The 18221-nt window shown below is 35.9% G+C and carries 22 protein-coding genes and 1 riboswitch; of the genes, 4 read left to right on the top strand and 18 right to left on the bottom strand.

Translation table 11 applies throughout. The features are described from left to right. Positions 1 to 7: 7 nt before the first annotated feature. The 4 genes from AB3M96_RS12410 to AB3M96_RS12395 form a co-directional block, all read right to left on the bottom strand. Positions 8 to 538: a spore maturation protein gene (locus AB3M96_RS12410; protein ID WP_412967928.1), complete on the bottom strand. Its 531-nt coding sequence runs from the start codon at positions 536 to 538 to the stop codon at positions 8 to 10. Beyond that, a complete protein-coding gene (locus AB3M96_RS12405) occupies positions 535 to 1134 on the bottom strand; it encodes a nucleoside recognition domain-containing protein (protein ID WP_412967927.1) in 600 nt (199 codons plus the stop codon). Before AB3M96_RS12405 ends, AB3M96_RS12410 begins: the two co-directional genes overlap by 4 nt. After that, entirely contained in the window at positions 1134 to 2279 is a 1146-nt protein-coding gene (locus AB3M96_RS12400) for a D-alanyl-D-alanine carboxypeptidase family protein (RefSeq protein ID WP_412967926.1), read from the bottom strand. The genes AB3M96_RS12405 and AB3M96_RS12400 overlap by 1 nt, the downstream gene beginning before the upstream one ends. A gap of 236 nt (positions 2280 to 2515) precedes the next feature. After that, positions 2516 to 3403 (bottom strand): superoxide dismutase, encoded by an 888-nt coding sequence (locus tag AB3M96_RS12395; protein ID WP_412967925.1) that lies wholly within the window; start codon positions 3401 to 3403, stop codon positions 2516 to 2518. Between the two features lie 150 nt (positions 3404 to 3553). Between AB3M96_RS12395 and AB3M96_RS12390 the strand changes: the two genes are divergently transcribed. Then, positions 3554 to 4399 (top strand): DUF2935 domain-containing protein, encoded by an 846-nt coding sequence (locus AB3M96_RS12390; RefSeq protein ID WP_412967924.1) that lies wholly within the window; start codon positions 3554 to 3556, stop codon positions 4397 to 4399. Between the two features lie 166 nt (positions 4400 to 4565). Here the strand turns inward: AB3M96_RS12390 and AB3M96_RS12385 are convergent, their stop codons facing one another. The 4 genes from AB3M96_RS12385 to AB3M96_RS12370 all read right to left on the bottom strand — a co-directional run bounded on the left by AB3M96_RS12385 (position 4566) and on the right by AB3M96_RS12370 (position 6948). Beyond that, positions 4566 to 5054, bottom strand: coding sequence for a YpuI family protein (locus tag AB3M96_RS12385; protein ID WP_412967923.1), 489 nt, complete (start codon positions 5052 to 5054; stop codon positions 4566 to 4568). A gap of 47 nt (positions 5055 to 5101) precedes the next feature. Next, positions 5102 to 5515, bottom strand: a complete 414-nt coding sequence (locus AB3M96_RS12380; RefSeq protein WP_412967922.1) for a hypothetical protein — start codon at positions 5513 to 5515, stop codon at positions 5102 to 5104. A 78-nt stretch (positions 5516 to 5593) separates the two neighbouring features. Continuing rightward, positions 5594 to 6184, bottom strand: coding sequence for an SMC-Scp complex subunit ScpB (gene scpB / locus AB3M96_RS12375; RefSeq protein ID WP_412967921.1), 591 nt, complete (start codon positions 6182 to 6184; stop codon positions 5594 to 5596). A gap of 5 nt (positions 6185 to 6189) precedes the next feature. Further along, complete coding sequence (locus tag AB3M96_RS12370) at positions 6190 to 6948, bottom strand: segregation/condensation protein A (protein ID WP_412967920.1); 759 nt, start codon at positions 6946 to 6948, stop codon at positions 6190 to 6192. A gap of 226 nt (positions 6949 to 7174) precedes the next feature. Between AB3M96_RS12370 and AB3M96_RS12365 the strand changes: the two genes are divergently transcribed. Then, positions 7175 to 7264 (top strand): YjcZ family sporulation protein, encoded by a 90-nt coding sequence (locus AB3M96_RS12365; RefSeq protein ID WP_077618657.1) that lies wholly within the window; start codon positions 7175 to 7177, stop codon positions 7262 to 7264. A gap of 178 nt (positions 7265 to 7442) precedes the next feature. Then, positions 7443 to 7967: a DUF309 domain-containing protein gene (locus AB3M96_RS12360; protein WP_412967919.1), complete on the top strand. Its 525-nt coding sequence runs from the start codon at positions 7443 to 7445 to the stop codon at positions 7965 to 7967. Positions 7968 to 8018: 51 nt separating this feature from the next. Here the strand turns inward: AB3M96_RS12360 and AB3M96_RS12355 are convergent, their stop codons facing one another. The 6 genes from AB3M96_RS12355 to AB3M96_RS12330 all read right to left on the bottom strand — a co-directional run bounded on the left by AB3M96_RS12355 (position 8019) and on the right by AB3M96_RS12330 (position 13245). Next, complete coding sequence (locus AB3M96_RS12355; RefSeq protein ID WP_412967918.1) at positions 8019 to 8378, bottom strand: GNAT family N-acetyltransferase; 360 nt, start codon at positions 8376 to 8378, stop codon at positions 8019 to 8021. Positions 8379 to 8684: 306 nt separating this feature from the next. Further along, positions 8685 to 9152 carry a 6,7-dimethyl-8-ribityllumazine synthase gene (ribH, locus tag AB3M96_RS12350; RefSeq protein ID WP_412967917.1) on the bottom strand — a complete coding sequence of 156 codons (468 nt, stop codon included), beginning with the start codon at positions 9150 to 9152 and terminating at the stop codon, positions 8685 to 8687. A 39-nt stretch (positions 9153 to 9191) separates the two neighbouring features. After that, the gene (locus tag AB3M96_RS12345; protein ID WP_412967916.1) at positions 9192 to 10385 is read right to left on the bottom strand and encodes a bifunctional 3,4-dihydroxy-2-butanone-4-phosphate synthase/GTP cyclohydrolase II; all 1194 of its coding nucleotides are present in this window, start codon (positions 10383 to 10385) and stop codon (positions 9192 to 9194) included. A gap of 30 nt (positions 10386 to 10415) precedes the next feature. Further along, a complete protein-coding gene (gene ribE / locus AB3M96_RS12340) occupies positions 10416 to 11072 on the bottom strand; it encodes a riboflavin synthase (protein WP_412967915.1) in 657 nt (218 codons plus the stop codon). Between the two features lie 15 nt (positions 11073 to 11087). After that, positions 11088 to 12176 carry a bifunctional diaminohydroxyphosphoribosylaminopyrimidine deaminase/5-amino-6-(5-phosphoribosylamino)uracil reductase RibD gene (gene ribD / locus AB3M96_RS12335; RefSeq protein WP_412967914.1) on the bottom strand — a complete coding sequence of 363 codons (1089 nt, stop codon included), beginning with the start codon at positions 12174 to 12176 and terminating at the stop codon, positions 11088 to 11090. A 179-nt stretch (positions 12177 to 12355) separates the two neighbouring features. After that, a riboswitch (FMN riboswitch) is annotated at positions 12356 to 12499 on the bottom strand. A gap of 311 nt (positions 12500 to 12810) precedes the next feature. Further along, a complete protein-coding gene (locus AB3M96_RS12330; RefSeq protein WP_412967913.1) occupies positions 12811 to 13245 on the bottom strand; it encodes a peptidylprolyl isomerase in 435 nt (144 codons plus the stop codon). Positions 13246 to 13441: 196 nt separating this feature from the next. Here AB3M96_RS12330 and AB3M96_RS12325 point away from each other — a divergent pair, with 196 nt between their 5' ends. Then, positions 13442 to 14311 carry a DUF1002 domain-containing protein gene (locus AB3M96_RS12325; RefSeq protein ID WP_412967912.1) on the top strand — a complete coding sequence of 290 codons (870 nt, stop codon included), beginning with the start codon at positions 13442 to 13444 and terminating at the stop codon, positions 14309 to 14311. Between the two features lie 37 nt (positions 14312 to 14348). Here the strand turns inward: AB3M96_RS12325 and lysA are convergent, their stop codons facing one another. The 4 genes from lysA to spoVAE all read right to left on the bottom strand — a co-directional run bounded on the left by lysA (position 14349) and on the right by spoVAE (position 18220). Continuing rightward, entirely contained in the window at positions 14349 to 15668 is a 1320-nt protein-coding gene (gene lysA / locus AB3M96_RS12320; RefSeq protein ID WP_412968003.1) for a diaminopimelate decarboxylase, read from the bottom strand. 157 nt (positions 15669 to 15825) lie between these two features. Beyond that, the gene (locus AB3M96_RS12315; protein ID WP_412968002.1) at positions 15826 to 17217 is read right to left on the bottom strand and encodes a spore germination protein; all 1392 of its coding nucleotides are present in this window, start codon (positions 17215 to 17217) and stop codon (positions 15826 to 15828) included. Between the two features lie 40 nt (positions 17218 to 17257). Then, a complete protein-coding gene (gene spoVAEA / locus AB3M96_RS12310) occupies positions 17258 to 17863 on the bottom strand; it encodes a stage V sporulation protein SpoVABEA (RefSeq protein ID WP_412967911.1) in 606 nt (201 codons plus the stop codon). Between the two features lie 6 nt (positions 17864 to 17869). After that, positions 17870 to 18220 carry a stage V sporulation protein AE gene (gene spoVAE, locus AB3M96_RS12305; protein ID WP_412967910.1) on the bottom strand — a complete coding sequence of 117 codons (351 nt, stop codon included), beginning with the start codon at positions 18218 to 18220 and terminating at the stop codon, positions 17870 to 17872. Position 18221 lies beyond the last annotated feature (1 nt).

The raw sequence follows: 18221 nt of genomic DNA, 5'->3' as shown, positions 1-18221 counted from the left end.
GCGTGTTTTATCCAAATAATATAGTTACAATTAAGATACTAGCTACTATCCCAACAACATCCGCTAGTAAACCAACTTTAAGTGCATCTCCCATTTTTTTAATTCCTACAGCTCCGAAGTATACTGTAAGAACGTAGAAAGTTGTATCTGTACTTCCTTGCATAGTTGATGCAAGTCTCCCAATAAATGAATCAGGTCCATATGTAGCAATTAAATCTGTTGTCATTCCTAAGGCAGCCGTACCCGAAATAGGTCTAATCAGTGCTAAAGGTGCCACCTCAGCCGGAAAGCCTACGAACTCTAATGCAGGTCGAATAAGATTTATAAAGAACTCCATTGCTCCTGAAGCTCTAAAAATAGAAATTGAAACTAACATTCCTACTAGATACGGAATAATTGAAAATGCTATCTTAATTCCCTCTTTGCCACCCTCTACAAACGATTCGTATGTTGGGATACGTTTTGCTGTTCCGTATAGCAATATAAATCCTATGATTAATGGAATAAGCCAGAGTGATATCGTATTTATTATACTCATTTAGTACTATCACCCTTCCTTACTCTTCGGTAGTGAAAATATCTATCTATTATTATCGCTCCAATTGTTGAGCAGACAGTAGCCAGTAATGTTGTTCCAACAATTTCTGTTGGATTCGCTGAGTCATAGGTCATTCTAATTGCAATTACAGTAGTAGGTATTAGAGTCAAACTTGATGTATTTATTGCTAAGAACGTGATCATCGATCGACTGGCAGATGTTTTTCCACCATTAAGCTCTCGTAATTGCTCCATTGCTTTAATCCCCATTGGTGTAGCTGCATTTCCTAATCCAAACATATTAGCCATCATGTTTGATAACATATATCCCATTGCAGGATGATTTACAGGGACTTCAGGAAAAAGCCTACTAACAATCGGACGGAATAGCCTGGATAATTTATCTAAAAGTCCGGCCTCTTGAGCAATTCTCATTAACCCTAACCAAAAAACAAGTACACTTATTAGTCCAATACAAATTGTTACAGCTTCCGAAGCACCTTTAAATATTGCTTCATTAACCTCATTTATTGTCCCATTGACTAGTGCAAAAATAATTCCAATTATAGTCATAGCAACCCATATATAATTAACCATTATTTAACTCCTAAAATAACCATAAATATGCTCTTTAGTGTCTCCCAAAACGAGCCTTTGGGCTTTTCTACATTTCCATTATCAAAATAAATCGGCATTTCTTCGATTGTCTTATCTTCTAGATTTACTGTCAGTTTCCCTACCACATCAGGTACCGACTCTGCATTCCTCCAATTTTCCTCATCGGGTTTTACCAAATTTATATTAATCTTAACGTCTTTCTTTTCATTTTCTGTTAGTGGATATACAAAATCATGGTCAACAAAGACATTTCCTTTATAAAAACTATTTTTTACATTTTTAAGGTCGCCTTGTTTAACAATCTTTACTAACTCATACGAACTAAAGGCATTGTTAAACATATTCATATGGTCATTCCAGTCACTTGAAGCGTTAATAGTTACCGCGATTAAGTTGACACCATCCTTTGAAGCAGTAGACACAAGTGTCCTTTTTGCACGTTTGGTATAACCGGTTTTTCCACCGGTACTATATGGATAGAGTTTTGTTAGAAGCTTATTCTTATTTCTCCATACACGATCCCATTTTTCTGTTGGATTCGGTGCCTTGTATACCTTTGTACCAAAGATCTCTCTAAATTTCTCATTTTGCATAGCATACTGAGTCAATATAGCCATGTCATACGCAGTCGAGTAGTGATTCTCATGATCATCTAATCCATGAGGATTTGCAAACTCTGTATTTTGCATGCCTATTTCTGCTGCTTTTTGGTTCATTAGGAAAACAAATCCATCGAGACTCCCACCAACATGCTCCGCAATAGCAACAGCAGAATCATTTCCTGAGCGAAGCATTAATCCATAAACGAGGTGTTCTAGTTTTATCTTTTCGTTCGGTTTTAAATATAAGGAAGATCCCTCGGTATAAACTGCCTTTTCACTTACCTTAACCATATCGTCTAATTTACCTGACTCAACTGCAAGAATCGCCGTCATTATCTTAGTAATACTAGCAATTCTCATTTTTGAGTAGGCATTTTTTTCAAACAATATTCTACCTGACTCTTGTTCTATTAAAATGGCACTTTTGGCACTGACAGAAACTGCACTTGCCTTTTGAGGTAACATAGCCAAGAGAACTATTGCTATTATGAGCAAAATTACTCTTCTGCGAAAAAACGTCATAGAATCCCCGTCCCCTTTTGCTGTTTTGTACAAGTGTATGCAAAACATGTCCAACTATATGATTAAAATATGTACAATCTATAGAGGAATATAACACCCATAGAAAACTAACTGATTGCCATACAGTAAATACATAAACAAGGAAGGAGTTATATTTATACTAAATCCTTTTATGGATAAGATGTTTCAAAAAAAGAAAACTGACCATGCTGGTCAGTAGTTAATTCAGTATTTTTTTAAAATTGCTTCCATTGTAATCTTGAAGCATGCTGAAATCTTTGTTCTACTTCCTTCCAATTAACAACGTTCCACCAGTTATTAACGTAATCTTCCCTCACATTTTTATATTGAAGATAATAAGCATGTTCCCATACATCAAGTACTAATAACGGTATGGTATCCCACTGTGTCAAATTTTGATGTTTTTCTGCCTGTAAGATTTCTAATCGGCCTGATCTAGGTGCCCAAACAAGTATCGCCCAGCCAACACCTTCTACTTTGTTTGCGGCCTCAGTAAAGTGTTTTTTAAAACGTTCAAAACTTCCGAAGTCGTTATTAATTTGACGAAGTAAATTACGCCCTGGCATTCCTCCACCTTGAGGTGTCATCACATTCCAGAATATAGTGTGTAAGTAATGACCAGAGCCATGAAAAGCGGCTTCTCTCTCCCAATGCTTTAATAAATCATAGTTACCTGTTTCCCGTGCTTGTTGCATCATTCTTTCAGCCTTATTTAATCCATCTACATAGCTTTTATGATGTTTATCATGGTGAAGTCTCATTATCTCACTAGAAATATGCGGTTCTAACGCATCATATCTATATGGTAATGGGGGCAATTTATGTTGACCTATATCTACTCTTCTCATATCAACAATCTCTTTACCCAAATCTGATTCTGACGCTATCTGTGTACTTTCTTTGTAAAGCGCTTCCATATCATTAGTAAGATTTCGAATTGAATCAAATGTAATATTATTACGGACAGTTTCCAATGTCTTCTCAAATTCTTCTATTCTTGATAATAATTTTTCACTTCTAGTAATCGTAATTTCTTCTTTGAATTCTTCAAACCAGCTGGTAACCTCATCAACATATTGCCTATACTTATCTAAATGACTCATGATATCCTCCCTCAAGGTTAATCGTCACTATCGTATGCAATTTATTTTTAGCCGTGACAATTATCTATCTGAAAACTCGAGTTAGTTAGACATTCAATGAACAAAGGTTTACAATCACCCTCACATTCACCTTTTTGGGCGCCCTTACATATGCATACAAGGAACATATTGGAGGTGTGCATTTTGAATACTACATTTGAAACTGAAGCATTGTTTGAAACAAAGTTTTGGATGCAAATATTAGGTGATCACAGTAGATTTATACATGATTCCTTGGCACCTAGTGAGCACAAAAGAATAAATCAAGCAAAAAATTTTATAGAGATCTTTGATCAACTACTACAAACAGTGAGTCAACCCACACAAAGTAGGGAATTACTTCTTTTAATACAACAAGGAAAAAATGCCGGTGAGCAGCTTCGTCATTTCAAACTTGACATAATTAAGTCTCAATTAATTGACGACGTCAAAATAACATTAACACCCTCATTTATTAACCATATGGTAAATGAATTAGATGAGTGGCTCCGAATATCAAGTTTTTTAGTGGAAGGAAAGCAGGTTCCACCAACTCATGTATTACATCATCATCTAATATGGTTACTTGATGCCGCAGGGCACGCAGGTGGCATTGTATCGAACTTAGATCGTGTGGAAAAAGACTTAGTTAAGAAAAGTGAGAAGTTTATGAAAGAGTGGGAGGATTTTTATTTAAAAGCAGTAGAATTAGTTGGATTCCTTCGCACAAATCAATTCGAATTCCCTGCACTTTCACGTTTTAATAATGACGTTGATTTAGAGATGAAGATTTTTAAAGGTTTCTTAGAGGAATTAGAAGAAATGGAACTAAATAAAGAGATTCTTGGTGTATTAACACCGTTAATGGCAGATCACATGGCAAGAGAGGAATGTTATTACTTAACTAAGCTGGCAGAGACTGCGAAGGACATTCAGCAACCTGAATGTGACCCTACAAAACCACGAACAACTTCATAGAAAAAATAAGCATATCTACCAGCTGAAATTTCATTAGAAACTCGGCGATTGCCAAGCCTTTAGGAGAAAGCAGAGCCGTAGTTGCACTTATGCTGAAAGGAAAGAATTTTATACTTTCTTTCTGCTAAAAAAATAACCACAGAGTCTCCTCTGTGGTTATCCTGTATTATTTAGATTGTTGCATCTTTGTTCGGTAGTCTGTTTCATAATACTCTAGTTCTTCTCTTACGGTCTGAAAACCACTCTCAAGAGAAACTAATACGTCTTGCAATGAGCCTGGGGCTGTCTTTCTAAATCTAAGAGAATTTTTACCAGTGTAGGCAGATCTGCTATCCTCATACCACATATCATTTTTTGGAGTAAAGAACTCTTCTATGCACTGATGATAAACTCTATACAAGACCTTTTCAGCTGCTGCTTTCCTAAAGGGTTCAGTCCATAGCACAACGCGAATAGCGTCTAAGCCCTCTTCACAGAAGACTACTAATCTACGGATATTAGATAGAAGGGATTCATAATATTCCTTTTCACCTGGTGTCTCCTCAAGTAGAGAGTGGATTGTTTTATCATTCAAATACGTCGATAATGTTGTTACTGTTTGTTTCAGAAAGCTTTCAACTTGCTCTGTTTGTGATTTAACAATCATATTCCCCATATGCGTAACCCCTCCACAGATAATGGATACTCAAATTTTCTTATTTATTATTGCTCAATGAATTCAAGAGGTGTTTTTATTTCATACTGGTTTTTCTCTAGTAGCTGGCTAATCATTTCTTGGAACTTCTCAAATTTAATTCCTTTGAAATGCTCTTCGAAGTTTTTAAGGTTATTAATATAAACTCGTTTTCGATGGCGATACCCTGGATTTTTCAGTAAACAAACCAGAGCTACAATTTCCTTAAAAGTAACTTCCTTTGAACCTATTGAGAATACTGGATCTTCTGTAAACGGTGTGAATGTTGAAAATTGCTCATCAAAATGACGTAAATATAATACTTGGAATGTCTTTTCTTCTCCTTCTTCAATGAAGGTTACCTCTGAACGATTAAAGAAGTCTTCAAAAGTATTTGATTTAGACTTTTCTAATTCATATCCATCAAATTGCTTAATTATCATTAAATTCACCTCATAACTAGTACCATTTTCCAATTAACTTACCTACATATTACCATATATCATTGGTTTAAAGTGATTTTAATTTGAATCATCTAGGGTTTCCTGGAATCTTTCAAAAAATAAATCTGCTTCCTCTTGAACAAATTGTTCATCTACTTTATCTGGTAAAGGTGGCAATTCTTTTAGTGTCCTTAATCCGAAATATTCCAAGAATTCTTTAGTCGTTCCGTAAAGGATTGCCCGCCCTGTTCCATCCACTCGACCAACTTCTTTAATTAATGCCTTAGCAGCGAGGGTATGAATTGGTCTTTCAGTTTTGACACCTCGTATATCTTCAATCTCAGCACGAGTTATGGGTTGTCGATACGCAATAATTGCCAAAGTTTCTAATGCAGCCTGTGACAAAGTGTTTGTTGAAGGAGATTCAACAAGCCTTTTTAGATATACAGCATGCGCCTTCTTTGTTGTAAGTTGATACGTACCTGCAACCTCAACTAAGTGAATTCCTCTATCTGCTTTCTTATAACTTTTTAGCAAATCATCTATAATATCCAGTGCAGTTTGTTCGTTTATTTCTAAAACAATTGAGAGTTGTTTCAAAGTTAAGCCCTCATCACCAGCTGCAAAAAGAAGTCCCTCAACAATTGCTTTAAAGTCTACTAATTTCATTTCGATTAACTCCTTTCCAAACTCGATATAAAAATATCTGAAAAGTTGTTTTGTTGTTCGATAAAAATCATATTATTTTTCATTAATTCAAGTATTGCCAAGAATGTTACAACAATGTGGTTTTTATCGTGATAAGGAAAAAGGTCTGTGAATTTCTTCTTACCCTTAAAGCCTCTTAATTCCTTAACAATTTCCTCCATACGCTTTTCAATTGGAATTTCTTGTCGTGTAATTCTTGTTGATAAAGGCTTCTGAAGCTTTTTTCGACGAAGGAGCTTTTGAAAAGCACCTAACATATCGTATAGATTTACATCCAATGAACGGTCAACACTTATATCCTTTGCATATTCACTTAAGTCACTAGGTGGCTTTGTGAATATTTGCGAACGTTCCTCTTCTAGTACCTTCAAATCTTCTGCAGCCTCTTTATATTTCCGGTATTCTATCAATCTATTCATTAATTCTTCTCTTGGATCTTCTTCATAGTCCATATCTATTTCTTCATCAAGGAGTTCTTCCTCCTGTTTAGGCAGTAACATCTTACTTTTAATTGCTAATAAAGTTGCGGCCATAACTAAATATTCACTTGCGATATCTAATTGAAGCTCTTTCATTGTATGAATATAAAATAAGTATTGCTCGGTAATTTCCGAGACCGGGATATCATATATATCAATCTCCAATCGATTGATTAAGTGAAGCAAAAGGTCTAAGGGACCCTCAAAAGTATCAATCTTAACATTGTAATGCTCTTGCACATTCATCCCACCAAATAAAAGTATACACTTGAGACTTTCATTTTATTGTAACACATTAACAATGCTTAGGACATGCATAAAAAAAGTACCAGATTTCGTTTAGGAAAATTACCTAAAGTGAAAATGAAAAACTTTATTTTTTATTCAAATACATGGCACTAGCCCACACATGAATGATAAAAACTCATACTATAACTGTGTAACAAAGATATTTATTAGGAGGTAATTACAAATGGGTGACGGATACAACTTCGGAGGCGGATTTGCCTTAATCGTAGTATTGTTTATTCTTTTAATTATTGTTGGTGCAGCTTGGTTCTAAACAAAAGATTTGCTGATCAATAAATGACAGTAATGAAGTTTGCATCTTAGGAAGGTACTCGTATACTTTCATAGAAAGTGTTCAGCATTGAAGCTGAACACTTTCTGTTTTTTCATGATTTTGGTAATAAATATATGATAAACTACATTTACATAGTGTAAAAGGAGTGTTATTTCATTTGTATCCAAAAGCCTATATTGATTATTTAATACACTTCCATTGTGATCGTGACTATTTTGAATGCCATGAAGTATTAGAGGAGCACTGGAAAGAAGATACCAAACAGGATAGAAAACCACATTGGGTTGCTTTAATTCAGGTAGCCGTTTCACTTTATCACCATAGAAGAGAGAATTTCCCTGGTGCCCTCAGAATGATGAAAAGCGCGATTTCTATCATAAGAGAACAAAGTTACGAATTAGAAAAGTTGGGATTAAATATTGTTGAATTACATTCCATACTTCAAAAAGAATATACTGCTATACAAAACAAGGTACCATATAAAAGCTTTAACTTGCCAATTAATGATAAAAAGCTACTGGAAATTTGTAAAAGCAAATGTTCAAACGAAGGAAAAACTTGGGGGATGAGCAGTGACATGTCTGATGAACAATTGGTTCATAAGCACAGTCTAAGAGATAGAAGTGATGTCATTGCAGAACGAAAAAGACAAATAGCTCTCAAGCAAAATAGATTTAAATAACACCACATATAATTCAAAAAAGACGAAAGAAGGACAGCCGAAGTGGCTGTCCTAACAATTTTCTTCTGTAAAATCACATTTTTCAAAAAAGGCTGCAGTATGTTCATTTGGTTTTAATTCTTTGTCTTGGAATGTTTCCTTTAGTGCCTTTACCATTTTCTTACCAATTCCTTGGTAACGATGAGATGGATTAACACATATATGTTGTATTTCAACTTGGTCCCCATCATGGATTGTTGTTCCGATAATTCCTACAATATCTTCTTCCTTCCATAAGAATAACTGCTTGGTATCATCTGTTTCATATTGCTTCATAGTTGATTGCAGGTTCTTTAAATCCTTTTCGGTCGGCATAAATGAAAGAAGCCCCATTGCGATTTTCTCATAATTCTTTTTATAACGAATTAACATATAAATCCCTCATTATCGAAAAACTTTCCTACTACTTATCGACTAGTGAACTAGCCTTAATATATTAATTAAGAGTATCACTTTCTAATACTTTTTTCCATAGAAACTTATAAAAAGTAGAAAGTATATCACCTTTATACAGATTTTATTACTAACTATCTTTATTAGACTAACATAGTAAAAATGCTTATATAGTTGAGGCAAAAGGATGTACCAATAGTAGTATATCGTTTTTATTTAACTCTTTTACACCCTTAAATTTAAATTATATCCAATAATTGTATTTTTAATACAGTTATTCAGAGTTTATTCAAAAGAACGAGAAAGGTTTGCCATTTCAATTGCCGACACAGCTGAATCCCAGCCCTTATTTCCTACCTTTGTTCCAGCTCTTTCGATTGCTTGTTCAATTGTATCTGTTGTTAATACTCCAAAGATTACAGGCGTGCCAGTTGCAAGTGCAGTAGATGCAACACCTTTTGCAACTTCATTACAAACAAAATCATAGTGAGAAGTAGCACCTTGTATAACCGTACCTAACGTAATAACAGCATCGTACTTTTTAGATTCAGCCATTTTTTTTGCGACTAACGGAATTTCAAAAGCTCCAGGTACCCACGCAATCTCAACATCACTTTCATTTACACCATGTCTCTTTAGAGCATCTAATGAACCGCTTAATAATCTATTTGTAATAAACTCATTAAAACGAGCAACTACAATTCCTATTTTTAACCCTGTTCCAACTAAGTTTCCTTCATAAATTCTATTCATAATGATCCTCCTATGTTATAAGTTATTTTTTCTATTTTTTTAAAAATGAAACATATGCCCTAGTTTTTCATTTTTAGTTTTTAAATATTTCTCATTTGCTTTATTGACTTCCATTTGGATTGGGATGCGATCAACTACTTCTAGTTCATAGCCTTCTAATCCTGCAATCTTCCTTGGATTATTTGTTAAAAGTTTCATCTTAGAGACTCCAATATCCTTTAATATTTGAGCTCCAATACCGTAATCTCTTAGATCAGGCAAGAAACCAAGCTTCTCATTTGCCTCTACTGTATCATAGCCTTCTTCTTGAAGTTTATAAGCACGCATTTTATTCAGCAGCCCAATGCCCCTGCCTTCTTGCCTCATATACAATAAAACTCCTGCGCCTTCTTTTTCTATTTGAGTTAATGCAGCATGAAGTTGCGGTCCACAGTCACATCTAAGTGAACCAAAAACATCTCCAGTTAAACACTCAGAATGCACTCTAACAAGAGTTGGCTCAGATGGACTAATGTCACCTTTAATTAATGCTATATGCTCTTTGCCATCAACTACATTTGAGTAACCAACTGCACGAAATTCCCCATACTCGGTCGGAAGAATAACCTCAACTTCTTTTTTAACAAGCTTCTCCTTGCGATTTCGATAGCGAATTAAGTCCTCAATTGTAATCATTTTAAGTTTGAACTCATCTGCAATCTTGCGTAATTCAGGAACCCTTGCCATAGTCCCATCCTCATTAATAATTTCACAGATTACTCCTGCAGGCTCTGCTCCACTTAGCTTTGCTAAATCTACGGCAGCTTCAGTATGACCTGCTCTACGGAGAACTCCCCCATTCTTTGCAATAAGTGGGAATACGTGGCCTGGTCTTTTAAAATCTGTTGCCTTTGATTCAGGATTTAATAATTCCATTATAGTTGCCGATCTCTCATGAGCACTAATGCCTGTTGTTGTAGTTTTATGGTCTATGCTTACTGTAAACGCAGTCCCATGCGGGTCAGTGTTGTGTGTTACCATAGGTTCAAGACCTAGTTTATTTGCTAATTGTTCAGTAACAGGTACACAAACTAATCCACGGCCATGCGTAATCATAAAATTGATAACCTCTGGTGTAGCACGATCTGCTAATGCGATAAAATCTCCCTCATTCTCTCGATCCTCATCATCGCAAACAATAACTACTTTTCCATTCATAAGGTCTTCTATTGCTTCTTCAACTGAGTCAAACATAGTGAATTCCCCCTTTTTCGGATCTTGGTCTTATTTAAAGCCATGTTCTTCTAAGAAACCCGCTGTAATGGATGATTTGTTTGTTTTTCCATTTTCAAAAGACCTTTGAATAAATTGATTGACATATTTTCCTAACATATCGCATTCGACATTTACGATATCACCTATCCCCTTGTCCTTTAGTATGGTTTCAGATAACGTATGAGGTATAAGTGAAATAGTAAATGTTTTATCCGAGAGCCCAAAGACAGTTAGACTAGTACCATCAACAGCGATTGATCCCCTCATTATAATAAATTGATGTAATTCTTCTGGTACCTCAATTTCATAATAAACAGCGTTGCTCTTTCTTTCTTTTCTAACTATCTTCCCAATTCCATCCACGTGACCAGAGATAAAGTGACCACCAAAACGTCCATTTGCAGCCATTGCTCGCTCAAGGTTAACCGGGTGATTTCTATGTAACGTACGTAAGGATGTTGATTTTACAGTTTCTGGCATAACGTCTACTGTAAAACCATCTGTCGTATATGACGTAACCGTTAAACAAACACCATTAACTGCAATGCTATCTCCGAGGTTAACATCCTTTAGTATTTTGTTAGCACTAATTTCAATCTCAATTGCATCTTGAGATCCATTCATCCTTTTAATCTTGCCTATTTCTTCAATAATGCCTGTAAACATATTCTCTCATCCTTATCAGATTGGTTCAGATACGATTTTTACATCCTCTCCAAGTTGAGTTACTGATTTGATCTTAAGCTGCAAAGAACTTGAAAGGGTCTCAATTCCACTCCCTCCTACTGAGGTTGGAGCATTTTTTCCTCCTATCAGTTTAGGAGCAATGTAAGTTATTACTTGATTAATTGCCTTCTCTTTTAAAAAGCTTCCGTTCACTTCCGCACCGCCTTCAACAAAAACAGAAGAAATACCTTCTTCTCCTAGTAAAGTAAGAACACTTGAAATTGTTGGCCTGTGCTCATTCACTTGAAGAATTCTTACTCCCTTTTTATTTGTAAAAGGATGCCTTTGTTCCGGATTAACTCCATTACCTATGATAATCCATGTTTCTGCCTGGCCATCATTTAAAACCGTAGCATCTATCGGCGTACGCAGTGAGGAGTCTAAAATAATTCGAATTGGGTTCTTCCCAGTTCCATTAGGTAGTCTTGTTGTTAAACTTGGATTATCAGCTAATACAGTATTTACTCCTACTAAAATGGCATCATGGGTACTTCTATAAAGATGAACATCAAGTCTTGACTCTTCACCGGTAATCCACTGGCTTTCTCCTGTTACTGTAGCAATCTTTCCATCAAGGGTAGTTGCTGATTTTAGAGTAACAAATGGTGTTTTGTTTTCTAAGTAATGATAAAAAACTTTATTTAATTCATCAGCTTGTTCTTTACAAACACCAACCATAACTTCTATTCCTGCATTTCGTAATTTACTAATCCCTTTGCCTCCCACTAGAGGATTAGGGTCAGTAGTTGCTACGACCACTCGCTTTACATTGCTTTTTATTAACAAATCAGCACAAGGTGGTGTTTTCCCATGATGACTACAAGGTTCAAGGGTGACGTATATCGTTGCATTTTCGGCATTTTGTCCGGCCATATGTATTGCATGTACCTCAGCATGAGGCTCACCAGCTTTTAAATGTGCACCAATTCCGACAACACGGCCATCCTTAACAACAACAGCACCTACAACTGGATTTGGAGTTGTTTGACCTACTCCAGCTTTAGCAACATTAATGGCCAAATTCATATAATCTTGATCTCTCAAAAGCTTCACTCCTTTATGGCAAATCTGTAAGTAAATAGGGAGCTATGTATATCTACAAAACAAAAAAGACCTAGGAAATAAGATTCCAGGGTCTTTTAAAGTCTCAAATAAAATAGTGATGTGCTTTTTTCCATACCAAATAAACGGTACGAATTGCAATTTTCAGCATACCAACACTACCTATCCTTCTCCCATCCAGACTATACTGTCGGCCCTGGATTCTCACCAAGTCCACCATTCTAAAAACTATAGAATGGGTCACGGGCTTAGAACGACTGTTCATCACCGCCGGTTGGGAATTTCACCCGACCCCGAAGGAATACATTATTAATTTATTACTGTAATTGAAAACAGTATAGCACAATATAATATTATTTTGTGGTAATTTACTCATTTAAATACAAAGGATAAACAACTATGGCATTTATTGTACATATTTATGTAGTAAAAATGTTATTTAATTTACGATAAATACCCAGTAGATAATACCCCAGCCAATTGCCATCAAGCCTAATAGGCCAAATAAACCCCAATTTCTTTTTTTCATTTCAACGTTCACCTCTTGCTTATTATAAGACAAGAAAAAAGACACAACAAGAAATTAACCAGTTGTGTCTTAGCTTAAAACTCTTTCTTACTCTTCGTATACTTTAACTTCTTTCATTACATCGCCTTGACGTATACGGTAAATTGAATCTAATCCTTCGATAACCTGACCGAAAACAGTGTGTACACCATCAAGGTGAGGTTGTGGTTCATGAACGATAAAGAACTGGCTACCACCAGTATCTTTTCCTGCATGTGCCATAGATAGTGCTCCAGCAATATGCTTATGTGGATTACCTTCAGTTTCACACTTAATTGTATAACCAGGACCACCAGTTCCGTTACCTCTTGGGCAACCTCCTTGAGCAACAAATCCAGGTATTACTCTATGAAATGTTAATCCATTATAGAAACCTTCATTCGCAAGCTTTTCAAAATTTGCTACAGTTCCTGGAGCGTCTTCTGGAAATAATTGCGCTACTATTTTTTCTCCGTTTTCAAACTCAATGCTAGCTTTTTTCATTTGAAACCTCCGTCCATTTCTTTTCGTCAATATGTATTGAACGGTTTTAATTTTACTATAACTGTTTTCAATAATCCAATTTGAGAGGGGCCATTTTTCCTAAATCGAAAGTAAATAGATATATTTGGTAAAAATTATTGTATAATATGTATGATTACTGATTAACTTGTCTTTAAATTTAAAGGAGGTAACAAATTTGAAATATAGGTCATTGCTTTCATTCGTACTCGTGTTCACACTGCTATTTCCGGCAATCACACTCGCAGATGCAGCACCAGGTGATGTCATAATTACTTTAGGAGAGGACTTAACTGAAGAGCAGAAACAAGCCATTCTCGAAGAAATGAAAGCTCCTGAAGATCCACAAATCGTTTACGTAACAAACGAGGAAGAACATCAATATCTTGGACAATACATTCCGAAAGCTAGAATCGGTAACAAAGCTTTATCATCTGCTTCGATCACAATTGAAGAGGAAGGCACTGGTCTAGACGTAACAATAACAGAGCAAATTAAACTCATAACTGAGGAAATGTATGCAAATGCATTAATTACAGCCGGCGTTAAAGATGCCACAATTTATGTGACTGCCCCTGGTAATGTCTCTGGGACAGCTGCGTTGACTGGTATTATTAAAGCCTATGAAATATCATCAGACCAAGCAATTCCGGAAGATGTAAAGCAAGTTGCAAATGAAGAAATGGTAGAAACAACAAAATTAAGCGAAAAATTTGGTGCAGAAGATGCCGCTAACCTAATGGCAAAAATCAAAGATGAAATTGCAAAAAACGCACCTGAGAATGATGAAGAACTCAGAACTATTATTATAAATGCAGCAAACGAATTAGGAATTAACCTCTCAGATGAAGACATACAACGCCTAATGGATCTATTTAATAAGTTAATTGATTTAAACATTGACTGGAATCAAGTTGGTGAACAATTAAATCTTGCAAAAGAAAAGCTCACTAACTTCTTGGAATCAGAAGAAGGCCAAGGATTTTTAGATAAACTAAAGGAGTTTTTTGTTAGTTTAATAGATGCGATTAAAAATCTGTTTAAGTAAATAATAAAAAGCGAAGAGAGCTTTTCTCTTCGCTTTTTTAATCAATAACTTTACTCTTTAACGGTATATCTAGGCGTACTAAGTCTTCGTAGCTTTCACGTTGGACAACTAATTGTTCATCCCCGTTTTCAACAAATACTACAGCAGGTCTAGGAATCCGATTATAATTATTAGACATGGAGTAGCCGTAAGCTCCTGTACAGAAAACAGCCAGCATATCATTAGAATTCGCTTTTGGTAAAGGTAAATCCCAAATTAACATATCACCTGATTCACAGCATTTACCTGCTATAGATACTGTTTCTTCAACAGGATCAGAAACTCTATTTGCTAGTACAGCTTCGTATTTTGCCTGGTATAATGCTGGGCGAATGTTATCAGTCATTCCACCATCAATAGCAAGATATTGGCGAATATTAGGAACCTCTTTTCTTGAACCAACAGAATAAATGGTTGTTCCTGCATCACCAACGAGCGACCGGCCGGGTTCTATCCATATTTCTGGTATGCCAATTCCGAGTTCATCAGCCTGTTTTTTCACTTCTGCGATAATTTCTTCAACGTAGCTTTGAACAGGAAGTGGAGAATCTTCGTTGGTATATCTGATACCAAAGCCGCCTCCAAGATTCAAGACAGTCGGTATAAAACCAAATTGCTCCTTCCAATCCTTCATCTTTGCGAACATCTTACCAGCTGCTACAACAAAACCTGTTGTTTCAAATATTTGCGAACCAATATGGCTATGGATTCCCAATAAATTTAGGTATTTTGAATGTAACACCTGTTCAACTGCTGCATCAGCTTGACCATTCTCTAGGCCAAACCCGAATTTAGAATCTTCTTGGCCAGTTAAGATATAATCATGCGTGTGTGCTTCAATACCTGGTGTTACGCGTAGTAAGATTGGAACTGTTGTGTCATTCTCAATACAGACCTGTTCTAATAATGAGATTTCATAAAAATTGTCAACAACAATACAACCAATTTTGTTTTTAATTGCCATATCAAGCTCTTCATAGCTTTTATTGTTTCCATGAAAATGGATTCGTTCTGATGGAAAACCCGCTTGAATCGCAGTAAATAATTCTCCACCGGAAACCACATCTAAGGAAAGGCCCTCTTCTTCAACTAACTGAATCATAGCTACTGTTGAAAAAGCTTTACTGGCATATGCTACTTGCGCATTAATATTTAGTCTTTTGAAGGTATCACGAAAACCCCTTGCTCGTTCCCTGATAAGTGCAACATCATATACATACAGCGGAGTACCATATTTCATTCCTAATTCTACTGTATCTACTCCACCAATTTCTAAGTGGTTTTTATCATTTATTTTGCTAGTCCCATGTAAATACATCCAATCCCTCATTCCACTGTACAAATAAATTTTACGATTTAGAGCAATTGCAGAAAATGAAAAAGACAACTAACAACACATAGTCATCAGCTGTCTTTTCTTTAATGCTGTGCTATATTAAAAATACATTAACACAACGTTTTTAGACGTGCAACCCCTATTGTTTATGTGGGTTTTGAGGATGTACAATGCTTGGTCGCAGTTTTGCACCTGGAACAGAAGTACGGACAATTATTTGCCAAAACGCTTTTGGATTGAATGGTAAAAATGGCCACAAATACGGGGTATTTAAAGAGCGAATCCTAGCCAATAGCAAGAAATATACTGTACAACCTACCACAAAACCAGGGACCTTAAAGATCGCAACGACGATTAAAAGGAATAATCTTGCTATTTTATTTGCTGCACTCAACTCATAGCTAGGCGTTGCAAAAGTTCCAATTGCAGCGATAGCAACATACAAAATAACCTCCGGAACAAATAATCCAACATCTATGGCAATTTGTCCAATTAATGCTGCTGCTATAAGACCCATAGCAGTAGATAAAGGAGTTGGTGTATGGATTGCAGCCATTCGCAAAAATTCAATTCCTGCATCAGCTAGAAATATTTGTACTACTACAGGAATATTTGATTCTTTATTAGGTCCAATATAATCTATTGCTTGCGGTATTATATTTGGCTCTAACACCATTAGAAACCATAAAGGAAGCAGAAAGATTGAAGCCAAAATTCCTATAAACCTTGTCCAGCGTAGTAGTGTACCTACTGCTGGTGCTTGACGGTATTCTTCGGCATGTTGTACATGATGAAACATTGTTACTGGGGTTATAATTACACTTGGTGATGTATCAACCATAATAACAACGTGACCTTCTAATAAATGGTTAGCTGCCACATCGGGTCTCTCTGTATATCTAACAAGGGGATAAGGATTGAAACCCTGCTTTACAATAAATTCTTCAATTGTTTTATCAGCCATCGTCAAGCCATCTGTATTAATTGCATTTAATTCGTTACGTATAACGTCGACAAGGCCCGGATCTGCTACATCTTTAATGTAAGATATACAAATATCCGTCTTTGAACGTTCTCCTACTTGGAGAATTTCTGTTCGTAATCTCTCATCACGAATTCTTCTCCGGGTAAGTGCTGTATTTACTATTAAATTCTCTGTGTATCCGTCTCTCGCGCCACGAATCACTTTTTCAGTATCTGGTTCTTCGGGTTGTCTTCCTGGATAACTCCTTACATCAACTGAAATGCCGGAATCTTCACCTTCAACAAATATAATTATAAGTCCTGAAAGTAATTTATCTACTGACTCATCTAAATTTTTTACTGGGCTTACTTGTTGATGTACTAAACGATTCTCAATAATTTGCATAGCTTGATTAGAGTTTTTTTCCTTATCATTTACATTCACTAGCTCCTTGAGGAGTTGAATTATAAATGTTGTATCACACAGGCCGTTTAAAAAATAGATGTGTACTTCCTTATTTAGAACTCTAATTCTTCTAACACCAATATCAAAACTACCTGTCCCCATACCAATACGTTTTTCAAAAAAGTCTTTATTTTTTATTATATCAGGAGAGATTGGAGTCTTCGTTTTTTGACTTTGTACGATTGTAACCACTCCTTTCTAATATTAACTCTACTGCTTGTTTTGTAATGGGAGCGCCTCTACGAATATCGTCCTTTCTGGCCATTTTACCAATATCCCCGATTCCTACAATTATTGGTACATTTAGTTCATCAAGGCAGTATACTGTATCACCATTTATGCGACCAATATCATATTCCGCTATTCCACTTTTATCTACACCATACTGAGTAAGGTTTCCATCTCGGTCAATGCTTATATCTACCCTCGACCACTCTGTCTGGTGAGTTTTTGAAGCAACCGCTATGATTCCAAGCACTTCAATTTGGTTATGTTTTGCAACATATTTAAGAGCCCTCTCACCTGCACCTTCTCCAAGGTACCCACTATCATCAAACATTACAAAAACAGGGTCATTAGGTGCCTGTAAAATTAACTCTACAATCTGTTCGCCAGTTAGTGTTGTTGGGTTACCCATAGATTTTGAAATACAGCGACCTCCTACTTCCTTCGCCACGTATTCAATTGTCTTTAGTGCATATTCATCACCATCTGTTACTAGAATTACTTTTCTTCTAGTCAACTCCATCTACCATTACCCTCTCGGTCTGAATATCAACGCTACTAAAAATGAAAACAGTATAGCAGAAGATATTCCAGCAGAAGTAAGCTCAAAGATTCCCATAGCTATTCCAATAAAACCATGGTCTTTTGCACTTTGCATTGCTCCATGCAAAAGAGAATGGCCAAAACTTGTTATTGGAACAGTAGCTCCAGCTCCAGCAAACCTTATTAAATTGTCGTATAAATCAAATCCATCAAGCACTGCACCTGATACAACAAATATACTCATTACATGTGCCGGAGTTAATTTTGCAAAATCTAATAAGAGTTGTCCGATGATACAAATTAATCCACCCACTAAGAATGCATATAAATATTCCATA

Origin of the sequence: Ferdinandcohnia jepli, from assembly GCF_047246645.1 — a bacterium.
GTDB lineage: Bacteria > Bacillota > Bacilli > Bacillales > Bacillaceae_L > Ferdinandcohnia.
Note: the sequence above shows the minus strand (reverse complement) of the source record. Positions and strands in the feature narration are given on the sequence as shown.

Bases quoted from the DNA above. Each gene is read 5' to 3' on its own strand.
- AB3M96_RS12410 (WP_412967928.1), bottom strand. From the start codon at position 538: ATGAGTATAATAAATACGATATCACTCTGGCTTATTCCATTAATCATA.
- AB3M96_RS12405 (WP_412967927.1), bottom strand. From the start codon at position 1,134: ATGGTTAATTATATATGGGTTGCTATGACTATAATTGGAATTATTTTT.
- AB3M96_RS12400 (WP_412967926.1), bottom strand. From the start codon at position 2,279: ATGACGTTTTTTCGCAGAAGAGTAATTTTGCTCATAATAGCAATAGTT.
- AB3M96_RS12395 (WP_412967925.1), bottom strand. From the start codon at position 3,403: ATGAGTCATTTAGATAAGTATAGGCAATATGTTGATGAGGTTACCAGC.
- AB3M96_RS12390 (WP_412967924.1), top strand. From the start codon at position 3,554: ATGCATACAAGGAACATATTGGAGGTGTGCATTTTGAATACTACATTT.
- AB3M96_RS12385 (WP_412967923.1), bottom strand. From the start codon at position 5,054: ATGGGGAATATGATTGTTAAATCACAAACAGAGCAAGTTGAAAGCTTT.
- AB3M96_RS12380 (WP_412967922.1), bottom strand. From the start codon at position 5,515: ATGATAATTAAGCAATTTGATGGATATGAATTAGAAAAGTCTAAATCA.
- scpB (WP_412967921.1), bottom strand. From the start codon at position 6,184: ATGAAATTAGTAGACTTTAAAGCAATTGTTGAGGGACTTCTTTTTGCA.
- AB3M96_RS12370 (WP_412967920.1), bottom strand. From the start codon at position 6,948: ATGAATGTGCAAGAGCATTACAATGTTAAGATTGATACTTTTGAGGGT.
- AB3M96_RS12365 (WP_077618657.1), top strand. From the start codon at position 7,175: ATGGGTGACGGATACAACTTCGGAGGCGGATTTGCCTTAATCGTAGTA.
- AB3M96_RS12355 (WP_412967918.1), bottom strand. From the start codon at position 8,378: ATGTTAATTCGTTATAAAAAGAATTATGAGAAAATCGCAATGGGGCTT.
- ribH (WP_412967917.1), bottom strand. From the start codon at position 9,152: ATGAATAGAATTTATGAAGGAAACTTAGTTGGAACAGGGTTAAAAATA.
- AB3M96_RS12345 (WP_412967916.1), bottom strand. From the start codon at position 10,385: ATGTTTGACTCAGTTGAAGAAGCAATAGAAGACCTTATGAATGGAAAA.
- ribE (WP_412967915.1), bottom strand. From the start codon at position 11,072: ATGTTTACAGGCATTATTGAAGAAATAGGCAAGATTAAAAGGATGAAT.
- AB3M96_RS12330 (WP_412967913.1), bottom strand. From the start codon at position 13,245: ATGAAAAAAGCTAGCATTGAGTTTGAAAACGGAGAAAAAATAGTAGCG.
- lysA (WP_412968003.1), bottom strand. From the start codon at position 15,668: ATGTATTTACATGGGACTAGCAAAATAAATGATAAAAACCACTTAGAA.
- AB3M96_RS12315 (WP_412968002.1), bottom strand. From the start codon at position 17,217: ATGGGGACAGGTAGTTTTGATATTGGTGTTAGAAGAATTAGAGTTCTA.
- spoVAEA (WP_412967911.1), bottom strand. From the start codon at position 17,863: ATGGAGTTGACTAGAAGAAAAGTAATTCTAGTAACAGATGGTGATGAA.
- spoVAE (WP_412967910.1), bottom strand. From the start codon at position 18,220: ATGGAATATTTATATGCATTCTTAGTGGGTGGATTAATTTGTATCATC.